This is a genomic window from Tenacibaculum aiptasiae (genome assembly GCF_008806755.1).
GTDB classification, from domain to species: domain Bacteria; phylum Bacteroidota; class Bacteroidia; order Flavobacteriales; family Flavobacteriaceae; genus Polaribacter; species Polaribacter aiptasiae.
In genome coordinates, this window is sequence record NZ_WAAU01000008.1 from 352,172 (window position 1) to 366,130 (window position 13,959).

Below are 13,959 nucleotides of genomic sequence, written 5' to 3' on the forward strand. Positions count from 1 at the left end.
GATTTGTATTTTAGTAAAATAATTTAACATTAATTAACCACCAATTATGCCTTTTATAGAAGAAGAAAAGTTTAAGTTAATGCAAGAAGACTTAGACAATTCAAAGTTAAAAAGAGAAGAAGCTGAAAATGAATTAAGCCAAATTCAAGAAGAATATGACTCTTTTAAAAAGAAGTCTAAAATTATTCCTATCGTCTTAGGCCTTTTATTAGGAGCTTCTTTAGCAGCCACTTATTACTTTTACACTAACAATGGTGGTAGCTCTTTTTCTTCTACTGACGAAATAGCTACTATAAAGAAAAATGAAGCTCTTAGAGTATTAGACAGTGTTAAAAGAGCACAAGCTAGAGCTAAAAGAAAAGCTAGAGCTCAAGCTAAATCTGGAGATGCAGTTAATACCAATAACGATGAATCTACTAGTAACAGTTCTTTAGACATTAGTAAAGCCGCTTCTGATGTATCAAAAAAGACTTCTGGAAAAACTATATATTCAGTACAAATAGGTGTTTTTTCTAAAAGAAATCACCCGCTATTATCTTCAAAAACAATTCCTTCTACAGTAACAAGTTCTGATGGATATTTTAAATATTCTATAGGTTTATTTTCTACTTTAAAAGAAGCTAAAAAACTACAAAGAGAATTAGTAAAAGTTGGATTTGATGATGCATTTGTAGCTTCATACATAAATGGGAAACGTCAAAAAATACACAATTAAAACAAAACATATTTAATGCTAAATAAAATTAGTAAAAGAGCACTCATATTAGGTTTAATAATGAGTGTTCATTTTTTTTATGCCCAAACTAACATACCAACTAAAGAAACCCAAAAAGGTTTTGGACAATTAGATTTTTTATCTATAAAAATGCCTGGAAATGAAGAAAATATGGATTTTACAGGGCTTCATTATAATTTAAAATTTAATGATTGGAGTTATGCAGGACTTGGATTCTATGGAGCTGTTGGCGGAATTAGAGGCGGTTTTTTCACATTAGGAATCAATGCTGGTATTCAACAAAAAATAACAAAAAAATTATTTTTAGATACTGGTTTCCATTTCGGTGGCGGTGGTGGTGCTGCTGCTCCTGATGGTGGTGGAGCTTTTATTTTACCTCACTTTAACTTAGGTTATGATTTCAAATATTTTTCTGCTACCGCTGGTTATAGTTATATCAACTTTTTTGATAAAGGTGACATCAATAGTAGTCAGTTTAATGTTGCTATACAAATTCCTTTATCTTTTGATTTTACTAGTTTTAAAGAAAGAGAGCAATCTTTTTCAATAGAAAACTTAACCAATACTTCATGGGATCAAAAAAGAAACCGAGCTTCTTTATTAATCCATCTTAACAATCTTTCTGTTACCAAAGGAAATCTTAAAGGAAAAACCATACGCTTAGCTGGTTTTGAATTTAATTCTTATTTAAATGATAATATTTTCTTTTTTGTAAAGGCTGATGGAGCTTATCATGGAATCAAAGCAGGTTATATGGACATCTTATTAGGAGGTGGTTATCATTTATCTATGAATAAAAATAGAACTAATATTTTAGCTAAATTCGGTGTTGGAGCCGGAGGTGGCGGTGGTGTAGATACCAAAGGAGGCTTTTTAATTTATCCTGACATTTCTATTGAACAAAAATTATTTAACAATGTTTATGGATCAATAAATAAAGGGTATTTAATGAGTCCTGACGGACACTTTACTTCCTCTACTCTAGGTTTTGGACTTAAGTATTATATTGACAAAGACGGTATAAAATCTGAAGAAAATAGTTTTTCTACAGCAAAACTTAAAGGATTGGAAACAATTGTAAAGCATGATTTATATTTCAATGCAGCTAGAGATACAGGTATAAATCAAGATATGCACCAAATATCTTTACAAGTTAACTTTTTCTTTAATAAATATATTTATGGTGCTGGTCAAACTTCTTTTGCTAATTTTGGTGATGCTGGAGCGTATGCCGAAGGAATTGTTGGTTTAGGAGTACAATCAAACACTTTCTTTAATAATACCACTTCTGTATTTTTACAAGCATTAGCAGGAGCTGCTGGTGGAGGCGGAATTAGTACAGGACAAGGGTTAATAGTAAAACCAAGTGCTGGTGTTAATTACAAACTAACAGACAAACTTAATTTACGAGCAGGATTAGGATATGTTAAAGCTCGTGGAGGAAGTTTAAGTAGTTCTTATCTAAATTTCGGAATCAGCTACAACTTCTCTTATTTAAGTGCTAAATAAACATTTAAAAAGATTAATTTTTCTCAACAAAACACTCAAAAAAACAATCATATATCTAAAAAAACCCGATTATATTTTGATTTAAATCAAAATATAATCGGGTTTAATATTTCATTTTTGATGTATAGAAATTTCTATCAATTAATTATTAATCAAACTAATTAAAAAAATGAAAAAAATCACCCTTCAAACTTTATCATTATTGGCTATAATGACTTTAACAACAAGCTGTAGCGATAATGAAACTTCTTTAAATCAAAACACAAAAATACCAAAACAAATCCTAACTAAGCTAGAGGACTTTAACATTAACACAGATAATATTACTCTATCAAAACAACATTTACCTGATGGTACTTCGAGAGATAGGTATCTTGTAGAAGGCGACATTTATTTAAGTCACGAACAAATCATGAACTTTGAAAAAGTCGGTCAATATTTAGGGAAAAACTACAGAACTAGTAATTTAGTAGATAGAGGAACTACTATTAACATAATGGGGTATAATGCTAGTGATGGTTATGGTTTATCTTCAAGAGAACAAACGGCGTTAAGAATGGCTGTAGAAAATTACAACGAACTTAACTTAGATATTCAATTTAATTTAACTTTTGGTACAAATTATTCTCCTCAAGACATGCTTGTTTACGTAGATGCAAACGCTGTTGGAGCTGGAGGATCTGCTGGCTTTCCTTCTAATGGAAAACCTTATAAATGGGTAGAGATTCACGGTTTAGGAAACTTCAGCCTTGATGTAATTGAGCATGTAATTACACATGAAATTGGACACTCTGTTGGATTTAGACATACCGATTGGCAAACTAGACGAAGTTGTGGACAAAATGTAAATGAAGGGCAAGCTGGGGTTGGCGCTCTACCTATACCAGGTACAACTGCTGGTTATGACCCAACCTCTTTAATGCTAGCATGTTTCAGCAGTAATTCTTCTGGAGAATTTAACCAAAATGACAGAATTGCCTTAAACTACTTGTATTAATTATAATTTCTATATAAGTTTTATCTTTATAAAAGAGACTTTGTTTTAAACTAGTCTCTTTTTTTTATATTTTGCAGTAAATAATCAATTGTCCCTCAGCACATATGCTAAAATATATCTGTTCTCTATTCTTAGTATTCTTCTCATCTATTCTTTTGTTTTCTCAAACCAACATAACTTTAAATGAAAATGAATTAATAGATTTAAAAAAGAAATTTTATTTAAATAGAAAAATTGGAATAGACAGCACTTTATTTTACATGAATAAACTTGTCAAAACCAACAATATACCTTATAAAACTTTTGCATATTCCGCAATTGAATATATAAAAACAAGAGAAAAACAAATTGTAGATATTAGTTTTTTTAAAGATAGTATCTCTAAATATTTACCCAAAATTTCTTTAAAAAAAGAGAATTACAATATCTTATTTGATATTCACATACTTCTAGGAAATACTAAAAAACGAAGAGGCCTTACTAAACAGGCCCTTAAGAATTACACAAAAGCAGAAGCTTACGCCATTGAAACAAAAGATATAGAGCGAATTATTAAAATAAAAGGAAACATAGCTCTTATATATCAAGACATGGAAGAGCTTAATGAAGCCTTATTAAAAATTAAAGAAAAACACTTCTTATTAGAAAGAAACAAAGAAAAATTAGGTAGTAAATTTCGAATCAACAAACTTAAAACTTCTCTTAATATTGGGGCTATTTATGCTAATATGTATAAAAATAACACTTTAAAAAAACAGTATGCAGACTCTTCTTTATACTATTACAATTCTTCACTCAAAAATAATAAAATTAAAGAAAATTCTTATTATCAAGGAAGAATTTATTATGGCTTAGGAACTATTTACACTTTAAAAAAAGAATACACAAAAGCGAATCTTTATCTTGAAAAGAGTTTAGAAATTTTTCACAAATATAAATCATACTCTTATCTATATAAAGGCCATTACAATATTGGTGTTAATTATTATATGGCCAAGGATTTTAACAGAGGTAAATACAATTTTTTAAAAGCTCTTCATATAAAAAATGATACACTATTAGATTATAATTATATGCATGCAAATAACTATCTCTCTAAAATATACTTAAATCAAAAGAAAGTAGATTCTGCCAATTATTACTTAAATACCTTTTTAAATGCATACAATAAAATATCTACAAGAGAAAAACACCAATTTAAAGAGGCTTATAAAACTGCCAAGGAAATTAATTTTACAAAAAAAATTAATGCTATAAACAAAGACAACAATGAAAGAACTTTTTATTACAATATTATCATTATTAGCTTAATTTTAATATCTGGATTTACAAGTTTTTTTGTTTTTAAAAACAATAGAGAAAAAAGAAAAGCTAAAGAAAGATTAGATAACTTAATCGTTAGAGTCTCTCAAAAAGAAAAAATAACTCCTCCAACTAGTGACTTAAAAATAAAAGATGAGCAACACCAACAAATTATTAAAGGCTTATCTATAATTGAAGAAAAAATGTATTTTTTAAAAGATGATTTTAACTTGTATAATGCCGCAAAAAGAATTGGAACCAACACTACTTATCTTTCTAAAGTTATAAAAGTATATAAACAAATGAGTTTTAGTGAATATACTAATGAACTTAGAATTAATTATATTACTAAAAAACTAAGTGAAGAAAAAAAAATTAGAGCCTATACTACCCAAGCTATTGGTGAAATAGGAGGATATAAAAATGCAAAATCTTTTACTAGAATTTTTAAAAAACACACAGGAATAACTCCTTATCAATTCATTGAAAAAATCAATAAGGAAGTTTTTTTTTAACAAATTGAGGTTTTAAATAAAATCAAAACAATAATTCTTCTTTTTATCTAAAACATCACCAGGAGGTGGTGGTGGAAAACAATCTTCCTCTCCATCTGTATCTGGCCCTCCGCTTAATTTAGTTCCTTTTGCTATAATACATCTTTGTTCAATTCTTGTCAGACTGAATGCTTTTAAAGTGTTAATTGATAATAATTTCATGACTAATTAATTTAAGTTAGTTCAATTTATATTTTTTTACCTCTAATATTACCTATTCTTAAACCTTAACCTTAAAAAAAAATCAAACAACTGAAAAACAACAACTTAACAACTGTTTTATTTTACCATAATTTTTAAATAGTACCTACCTTTTTTATAAATCACAACCTACTTTTCTTCTTTAATCTTATTTAACATTCAATATTTGTAATTCAATGAGGAACCTGAAAAGCATTAAAAAATAGAGTAAGGAGTAACTAAATTAATTAACTAATCATGATAAAATCAATTTCAAATCTTGGTATTATTTTAAATAAAGTAACTCAAAAGTCTATTAACGGAGGTGGACCAGGATCTCCTTTTTGGTGTAAGAATAGAAATAATTGGGAGCCTAACCCTGTTGCTTGCACACAAAACGAAATAGCCACATACAATTTCTCTTTAGGCTACTGTGTGTGCATGCCTACAAAAGTAGATATGTAAACGAGAATTACTGAAACATATTTTCATAATATCTATCCTACAAAATAATAAACACAAGTAACTTATAAATATCTATAGGAAGCTGAAAATATAGATATTCAATTAACAAACAACCTTAGAGTAAGCATACTAACTAAATTTTAATACAATGAAAAAAACATTTTTTTTATCTAAAGGAATTGAAAAATTTTCAAACTTAGAAGTTAATGATTTATCTTCCGTTAAAGGAGGGTTAGCTGGAGAATCAACTCAAGTAATTATTTATTACCCTACAAGCGGTGGTGGAAAAAACTGTCCTCCTGGATTAGTTTGGAGTAACAGATTAGGTAAATGCGTTAAGGTACTAGAAGCTGAACCAGCTCATGATATTATAAGAAATTAATCATTATTTCTCAAGGAGGTACTAACACCATAACCTCCTTGTTTTCTTTTAACTAACAAATAAATCATGGATTTTAATTCTTTAGCTATAAAAGTTGCTAGTAGATGCAACCTTAATTGTTCCTATTGTTTTATGTATAATTTAGGTGATACAACTTATAAAAAACAACCTAAATTTATGTCTACTGAAGTTGTTGACAATATCATAGACAAAACCAAAAAACATATACAAGAGCATAATAAAAAAGAGTTCTCTTTTCTTTTTCATGGAGGAGAACCCCTACTTGCTCCAAAACAATTTTTTATAGACTTTACATCTAAAGTAAAAGAAATTCAGAATGAACTCGATGATGTAGTTTTTTCTTTTGATTTACAAACTAATGGTGTTTTATTGGATGAAAGCTGGGTTCGTTTATTTAAAGAATTAAATATTTCTCCTAGTGTTAGTGTGGATGGTACACAAAAAGCACATGATATGTTTAGAGTAGATCACAAAGGAAATGGAAGTTATAACGATGTCTTTAAAGGTGTAACTCTCTTAAAAAAAGAAATGAGTTTTGCAGATATAGCATGTGTAATTAATGTAAAAGAAACTCCTCTAGAAGTATACAATAGCTTCAAAAAAATGAGAGTTAGCTATGTGAATTTCCTTATTCCAGATTATACTCATAATAGCTACCCTTTTAATAAAGAAAAAACTGTTATGGGAGACTGGTTAATCGAGCTATTTAATATATGGATCAGCGATCAAAAACGATATAAAATACCAATGTTTTTAGGACTACTAAACTCTCTAACAATGCTTAATGAAAGTTCTAAAAATGAATCTACTGTATTAGTTATAGAAACTAATGGAGAAATTGAGGCTATTGATTCTTTAAAAGCTTGCGGTCATGGTTTTACAAAAACTGGTTTTAATATTAAAGAAAATAGTTTTCAGGATATTGAAAAAACCTCTCTAGGAAAGTTATATTTTAATAATATCAACTCTAAACTATGCAAGCAATGTCAAGAATGCCCTTTAAATGTAATTTGTAAAGGAGGTAGATTGGTACATAGGTATAGTAAAGAAAATGGCTTCAATAATCCATCTGTTTATTGTAATGACTTAATTAAACTTATAGCACATATACAAGGATACTTTATTTCTTGTTTTCCTGATTTACACGAGAAAGAAAACGTAGAAAAAATTAATCCTATAGAAATTATTAATTACCTAAACTCAACTGATTTTAACAAAAACTTCTATTACAAAAAAGAATTAGAATCTTTTTCAGAAAAAAATATGATAATCGCATAAACCTACTAAAAAATCTTCTTTAAAAAGTTCTAATAAAATGCGGAACCTGAAAAGCATAATATAGAGTAAGGACAAATAAAAACGATTAACCATGTTAAAATCAATTTCAAATTTAGGTACTATCCTAAAAAAAGATGAACAACGAACTATTAACGGAGGACAAAAACAATGTCCTCGCGGCTGGATTTTAGATTGTGACTATTACGGTTGCTGGTGTATTATGCCAATTGAAAAAGATGATGACCATTTAGGACCAAGTGTATAAAACAATAGGACTTAAACTTTAATAGTTTAAGTCCTATTTTATTGTTATTCAGATATATTTCTATATCTTTTTAGCGTTCTTTACTTTTTGTTTTGTAAGAGCAATATTAATTACTTCACTCATTTCGGTTACATAATGGAAAGTTAAGCCTTTTAAATAACTAGTTTTAATTTCATCAATGTCTTTTTTGTTGTCAGCACAAAGAATTATTTCTTTAATATTTGCTCTTTTAGCAGCCAATATTTTTTCTTTAATCCCTCCAACAGGCAATACCTTACCACGTAAAGTAATTTCTCCAGTCATTGCTATTTTATTTTTCACTTTTCTCTGTGTAAATACAGATACTAATGAAGTTAACATAGTAATACCAGCACTTGGTCCATCTTTAGGAGTTGCTCCTTCTGGTACATGAATATGAACATCGTATTTATCTAAAACCTCAGGTTTAATTCCAAACTCTTCAGCATTAGCTTTAATATACTTCATCGCTATTGTTGAAGACTCTTTCATTACAGTACCTAAATTACCCGTAATAGATAAGTTTCCTTTTCCTTTCGATAAAATAGACTCAATAAATAAAATATCTCCACCAACACTAGTCCATGCTAAACCAGTAACTACACCAGCTACATCATTATTTTCATACTTGTCGCGTTCTAAACGAGCAGGTCCTAAAATTGTTTCAATATCTTCATCTGTTAGAGAAACGTTATACTCCTCCTCCATCGCTATTGATTTTGCTGCAAAACGCACTACTTTCGCTACTTGCTTTTCAAGACCACGAACACCAGACTCTCTTGTATACCCTTCTACAATTTTTTCTATTTGCTTTTTACCAACCGTTAAATGCTCTGTTGATAATCCATGCTCTTTTAATTGCTTAGGAAATAAATACTTTTTCGCGATTTCAACTTTCTCTTCAATAGTATACCCTGTTACATTGATAAGCTCCATACGATCGCGTAATGCCCAAGGTATTTGTCCTAAATTATTAGCAGTAGCTATAAATAACACTTTAGAAAGATCATAACCAACCTCTAAATAATTATCATAAAACTCAGTATTTTGTTCAGGATCTAACACTTCTAACATAGCAGAAGATGGGTCTCCTTGATGACTTTGACTTAATTTATCTATTTCATCTAATACAAATACAGGATTTGAAGTACCAGCTTTTTTAAGGTTTTGAATTAAACGACCTGGCATAGCTCCAATATAAGTTTTACGATGTCCTCTAATTTCAGCTTCATCACGTAAACCACCTAATGACATACGTACATACTTACGACCTAAAGCTTCAGCAACTGATTTACCTAACGAAGTTTTTCCAACACCTGGAGGACCGTATAAACAAATTATTGGTGACTTCATGTCTCCACGTAATTTTAATACAGCTAAATGCTCTATAATACGTTCTTTAACTTTTTCAAGTCCAAAATGATCTCTATCTAATATTTTTTGAGCTTTTTTCAAGTCAAACTTATCCTCAGAATATTCTCCCCAAGGTAACTCTAACATTAACTCTAAATAATTACGTTGTACACCATATTCAGCCATTTGAGGGTTCATTCTTCTTAAACGATTTATTTCCTTCTCAAATGTTTCAGCAACATTTTTATTCCATTTCTTAGACTTTGCCTTTGTTTTCATTTCTTCCAACTCTTGGTCATGAGAAACTCCACCTAACTCGTCTTGAATTGTTTTTAATTGCTGATGTAAATAATATTCACGTTGTTGCTGATCTAAATCTGATCTTGTTTTTGACTGAATATCATTACGTAATTGTAACTTTTGAAGCTCTTTATCTAAGTTTTTTAAAGTTAAAAGCGCTCTTTCTTTTAAGTTATCCTTTTCAAGTAAAACTTGTTTATTTGAAACACTCAATTCCATATTAGATGAAATAAAGTTCACTAAAAATGAATTTGATTGAATGTTCTTAATTGCAAAAGAAGCTTCTGAAGGTAACATTGGATTTTCTTTAATAACCTCTAATGCTAAATCTTTGATAGAATCAATTATTGCATTAAACTCTTTTTCATCATCAATATCTCTTTCCTCTTTTGCCTCTCTAACTTTAGCTTTTAAATATGGAGTATCTTGTGTAATCTCATCAATTTCAAAGCGTTTTTTTCCTTGTATAATAACAGTTGTGTTACCATCAGGCATTTTAAGAACTCTTAAAATTTGCGCAACTACACCCGTTTTATGAATATCATCTATACCTGGATTCTCTACATCACTATTTTTTTGTGCTACTACACCTACAATTTTATCTCCTTCATTAGCGTCTTTAATTAATTGAATAGACTTATCTCTTCCAGCAGTTATAGGAATCACCACACCTGGAAATAACACTGTATTCCTTAAAGGTAAAATTGGTAACTCAGAAGGTACTTCTTCTTTATTTATTATTTCTTCATCCTCTGGAGTTAACAAAGGAATTAATTCAGAATTTTCATTAAAAGCATCCTGAAGCGACAAGTTGTCTAAATGTATTATTTTGGGTTTACTCATAATCTTTTATATCTGTCATAGTGGCATTTTTCTATTAGTACACTTAATACAAAAAGCACTACAAAAACCTTAATCTTCTAATAAACAACACTATACGTATTGTTTTTTTGTTTTCTTTCCTTATATAGGTCAATTCTTATGCCAACTAATTCTTTATAAGAAACTTGTAACTATTTTTACAATCAGTCGTCATATTATTATATTTTTACAAAAAGCTATACCAAACAATGAAAACTAAACTATTTTTTATTTCCTTATTACTACTCCTAACCAACTGTACCTCAAATAAAAACTCTGAAGAGTTTATTAAGAATGCCTCTGGTCGTTATTTTTTTAATGCTGATGAAACTATAGAAGTAAAATTTAACGAAGGAAAGTTATTTTTAACATGGCGTGGTCAAAATTTAGAACCTCTAAAAGTTAATGATAGTACTTTTTATGCTCGTGAATTAAACGAAAAACTAATATTTAACACAGCACAAAATAAAATTGAATTAGCAAAAAAACGTGAACATCATAATAAGGTTTACATTTTCAACAAACTTAAAGAAGGTGAAAAAACCCCTAGTGAATACTTAGCTGAAAATAATTTTGAAGCCGCTTTAAAAGGATATAAAGCCATTAAACAAAAAGATAGTTTAAACCCTGTTATTAGAGAAAGAAGTTTAAATCGTTTAGGTTATCGCTATTTATCAAATAAAGAATTTGAAAAAGCTCTTAATGTTTTTAAAATCAATATTGAATTATACCCTAAAAGTTCTAATACTTACGACAGTACTGGTGATGCTTATTTAAAAATGAAAGATACGGTAAAAGCTACGGAATACTACAAAAAATCGTTAACTATCAATCCAGAAAATAGAAGTTCTAGAAGAGCTTTAAAAAGACTTACTAAAAAGGAAGAAGATTAATTTATAGCAAAATTAAAACTGCAATTCCAACAAAAACAACTATTTGTGCCCATTTTAGGTAAACTCCTATTTGGGCATTCTTTTTTATAGATTCTGAAATAGTACCTGCTAAAATAGCTATTGTAGAAAATATTACGAACGATGTTAGTATAAATAAACCTCCTAAAACATAAAACTGTAATACATTTGAAAGACTATCCGAAAACAGAAATTGCGGAAAAAAAGCCAAAAAGAAAATAGTCACTTTCGGATTTAAAACATTCATCCAGAATCCTTTTTTAAACAATTCAAAAGTTGTCTTTTTTTCTACATTCTCTGTTGAAAATGCAATTTTAGCATCGCTTCTAAATACTTGATAAGCTAAATACAAAAGATACCCTGCTCCCAATAGTTTTATAATAAAGAACAATTTAGGGTTTTGATTTATAATTTCTGAAACTCCAAAGGCTACTAAGGTAGTATGAATAATACAACCAGTCATTAATCCAGCTACAGTTGCTAATCCATATTTTTTTCCGTTTACGATACTTTGTGTTAAAACAAATATATTGTCTGGTCCTGGTGAAAAAGCTAGTGTTCCTGTAGCTAAAACAAAAGAGATTAGGGTTTCAATCATTTATTAACTTTTTGCTAAAATAGCTTTATTGATTCTCTTTACCAAGCTTGGTCCTTCATAAATAAAACCTGTATAAATCTGAACTAAATCTGCACCAGCATCAAGTTTTTCTAAAGCATCTTTTTCTGAATGAATACCTCCTACTCCAATGATTGGAAATGCCTTATTTGAATTGTCTGCTAAATATTTTATAACTTTTGTACTTCTTTCTTTTACTGGCTGTCCACTCAAACCTCCATTACCAATTTCTTCCAATCGCTCTTTTGAGGCTTTTAGTCCTTCTCTATTTACAGAAGTATTTGAAGCTATAACTCCATCTATTTTAGTTTCAGCAACTAACTCTATAATTTCATCTAACTGTTGATTGTTCAAATCTGGAGCTATTTTTAATAATATAGGTCTTTGAACAGATTCTTGGTTGTTTAACTTTTGAACCTCCGTAATTAATTCTTTTAAATAATCTACATCATCTAATTTTGCATGACTTCCAACATTTGGACAACTCACATTTAACACAAAGTAATCTACGTAAGGATGCAATCCTTTAAAGCACTCCACATAATCCTCTGTATAATCTTCTGGAGCTGTATTGGTATTTTTACCAATATTACCTCCAAGAATAATTTTCCCTTTGTTCTTTTTTAATTGCTCTATTGCAGTAGCTAATCCTTCATTATTAAACCCCATGCGATTAATAATTCCTTGGTCGTCTTTTAAACGAAACAATCGCTTTTTCGGATTCCCAGCCTGTCCTTTAGGAGTTACAGTTCCTATTTCTACAAATCCAAAACCAAAATCGGCTAACTCATTATACAACACTGCATTTTTATCAAAACCAGCAGCAAGTCCTACAGGGTTTTTAAAAGTTAATCCAAATAGATTCCTTTCCAATTTTTTATCATTTACCTGATATAATCCTCTAAATAAAGAAGGAATAAATGGTATTTTAGATAAAAACTTTACCAATGAAAAAGTAAAATGATGAATCTTTTCTGGATCGAAAATAAAAAATATAGGACGTATGATTAATTTATACATAAATGTTTATTTTGACCATTTTATAATTTCTTCCTTTTTTTGAAACTCTGGATAATTCTCTCCAAGAGTTTTAAATAATATATCTTTTGGTAACTCAAAATCATTTACCATAATATTTAAAATCTCAATAGCTTTTTTGACATTATTCGATTTAATATATAAAGATAGTAAACTATCATAAGCATCTAAAAAGTTCGGATATTCTTTGACTACTTCTTTAAATTTATCTTCTGATTTTTTATCTTCTGATTTTAAAAAATAAATATTACCTCTGATGAAATTTAGAAAACTATCACCTCCTATTGCTTTATCTAAATTATCTACAGCTTGTAAAGCTTCATCATATTTTTCTCCTAATATATAACCATCAATAGAAACTAAATATAAGCTTACATCATTTGGAAATTGTTTTTCATAAGTCTCTATTGCTTTAGCGTATTTAACTTCATCTAAATCAGCTAGAGTTAACAAATTAGATAATTGAAAAATCTTTTTCTTTTTACCTTCTTCACTTAAAGTATTATATAAATCATGAGCTTCTTGTAACTTACCTTCTGATCTAAGATTTCTAATTTTTTGAATTTTCAATAAATCAGACATTGAATCATTATTGTTTCCTTTAGATAAACTTTTCAATAAGCCTCCTTTATACAAAACACCTTTATAGATAGATCCAAAAGTATCACTTAAATATTCACCAGTTAACGATATATACGTATCAACTATCCTAATTTCTCCATCTATTTCTTTAATCAAATGTTTATGATAATTTAACCCGTTACCATATAGCCTAAATAATAAATAATACTCTCCTTCTTTATCTTTAACTATATTTAAATAATCATACGATGCATCTTTTTCAATCTCTTTTAAAACAATATTACCAAAATCAAAACTAGCAGTAAAACCTTCATAAAAACTTTTATTAAAGTTTTTAACTTTTTTATTGTTTGATTCTATCAAAAACCTATCACATAGACTTTTTTTACTGTAAATCTTATTAAGATATTCTTTATTTGAATTTGTTAAAGTTTTATCTATTTTCATACCAATAGAATCTAACCTAACTTCAAATGATTCTTTTTCTTGAGCTTTTAGGAAAAAGCTAATTGTTATAAATAGGATGAATAAAATTTTCTTCTTTTGCATAATATATTTTTATAAAAAAAGCCCCAATACAATTGGAGCTTC

14 protein-coding genes are annotated in these 13,959 nt (G+C 28.7%); 9 read left to right on the plus strand and 5 right to left on the minus strand.

Annotated elements, in window-relative coordinates; all coding sequences use genetic code 11:
- The first annotated feature begins 46 nt into the window (after positions 1 to 46).
- The 4 genes from F7018_RS04465 (at position 47) to F7018_RS04480 (ending at position 5,059) form a co-directional block, all read left to right on the plus strand.
- Entirely contained in the window at positions 47 to 715 is a 669-nt protein-coding gene (locus F7018_RS04465; protein WP_150898816.1) for an SPOR domain-containing protein, read from the plus strand.
- A gap of 15 nt (positions 716 to 730) precedes the next feature.
- A complete protein-coding gene (locus F7018_RS04470; RefSeq protein ID WP_246175042.1) occupies positions 731 to 2,245 on the plus strand; it encodes a hypothetical protein in 1,515 nt (504 codons plus the stop codon).
- A gap of 169 nt (positions 2,246 to 2,414) precedes the next feature.
- The gene (locus tag F7018_RS04475) at positions 2,415 to 3,242 is read left to right on the plus strand and encodes a M57 family metalloprotease (RefSeq protein WP_150898817.1); all 828 of its coding nucleotides are present in this window, start codon (positions 2,415 to 2,417) and stop codon (positions 3,240 to 3,242) included.
- A 104-nt stretch (positions 3,243 to 3,346) separates the two neighbouring features.
- On the plus strand, positions 3,347 to 5,059 hold the full coding sequence (locus F7018_RS04480) for a helix-turn-helix domain-containing protein (protein WP_150898818.1): 1,713 nt from the start codon (positions 3,347 to 3,349) through the stop codon (positions 5,057 to 5,059).
- A gap of 12 nt (positions 5,060 to 5,071) precedes the next feature.
- On the opposite strand, the gene F7018_RS04485 is transcribed toward F7018_RS04480, so the two are convergent.
- On the minus strand, positions 5,072 to 5,260 hold the full coding sequence (locus F7018_RS04485) for a hypothetical protein (protein WP_150898819.1): 189 nt from the start codon (positions 5,258 to 5,260) through the stop codon (positions 5,072 to 5,074).
- A gap of 276 nt (positions 5,261 to 5,536) precedes the next feature.
- On the opposite strand from F7018_RS04485, the gene F7018_RS04490 reads away from it, so the two are divergent.
- The 4 genes from F7018_RS04490 (at position 5,537) to F7018_RS18315 (ending at position 7,689) form a co-directional block, all read left to right on the plus strand.
- Positions 5,537 to 5,743 carry a hypothetical protein gene (locus F7018_RS04490; RefSeq protein WP_150898820.1) on the plus strand — a complete coding sequence of 69 codons (207 nt, stop codon included), beginning with the start codon at positions 5,537 to 5,539 and terminating at the stop codon, positions 5,741 to 5,743.
- A 148-nt stretch (positions 5,744 to 5,891) separates the two neighbouring features.
- Positions 5,892 to 6,125 carry a hypothetical protein gene (locus tag F7018_RS04495; protein ID WP_150898821.1) on the plus strand — a complete coding sequence of 78 codons (234 nt, stop codon included), beginning with the start codon at positions 5,892 to 5,894 and terminating at the stop codon, positions 6,123 to 6,125.
- A gap of 66 nt (positions 6,126 to 6,191) precedes the next feature.
- Positions 6,192 to 7,424 (plus strand): radical SAM protein, encoded by a 1,233-nt coding sequence (locus F7018_RS04500; RefSeq protein ID WP_150898822.1) that lies wholly within the window; start codon positions 6,192 to 6,194, stop codon positions 7,422 to 7,424.
- Positions 7,425 to 7,515: 91 nt separating this feature from the next.
- Positions 7,516 to 7,689 carry a hypothetical protein gene (locus F7018_RS18315; protein WP_175578640.1) on the plus strand — a complete coding sequence of 58 codons (174 nt, stop codon included), beginning with the start codon at positions 7,516 to 7,518 and terminating at the stop codon, positions 7,687 to 7,689.
- 60 nt (positions 7,690 to 7,749) lie between these two features.
- Here F7018_RS18315 and lon read toward each other — a convergent pair whose 3' ends face one another.
- Complete coding sequence (gene lon / locus F7018_RS04505; RefSeq protein WP_150898823.1) at positions 7,750 to 10,203, minus strand: endopeptidase La; 2,454 nt, start codon at positions 10,201 to 10,203, stop codon at positions 7,750 to 7,752.
- A 227-nt stretch (positions 10,204 to 10,430) separates the two neighbouring features.
- Between lon and F7018_RS04510 the strand changes: the two genes are divergently transcribed.
- Positions 10,431 to 11,114, plus strand: a complete 684-nt coding sequence (locus F7018_RS04510) for a tetratricopeptide repeat protein (RefSeq protein WP_150898824.1) — start codon at positions 10,431 to 10,433, stop codon at positions 11,112 to 11,114.
- Position 11,115: 1 nt separating this feature from the next.
- Here F7018_RS04510 and F7018_RS04515 read toward each other — a convergent pair whose 3' ends face one another.
- Genes F7018_RS04515 through F7018_RS04525 form a run of 3 tightly spaced genes read right to left on the minus strand, consistent with a single transcriptional unit; the run spans position 11,116 to position 13,917 of the window.
- Positions 11,116 to 11,730: a LysE family translocator gene (locus tag F7018_RS04515; RefSeq protein WP_150898825.1), complete on the minus strand. Its 615-nt coding sequence runs from the start codon at positions 11,728 to 11,730 to the stop codon at positions 11,116 to 11,118.
- Positions 11,731 to 11,733: 3 nt separating this feature from the next.
- Entirely contained in the window at positions 11,734 to 12,768 is a 1,035-nt protein-coding gene (locus tag F7018_RS04520; RefSeq protein ID WP_150898826.1) for a quinone-dependent dihydroorotate dehydrogenase, read from the minus strand.
- 6 nt (positions 12,769 to 12,774) lie between these two features.
- Positions 12,775 to 13,917, minus strand: coding sequence for a tetratricopeptide repeat protein (locus F7018_RS04525; RefSeq protein WP_150898827.1), 1,143 nt, complete (start codon positions 13,915 to 13,917; stop codon positions 12,775 to 12,777).
- Positions 13,918 to 13,959 lie beyond the last annotated feature (42 nt).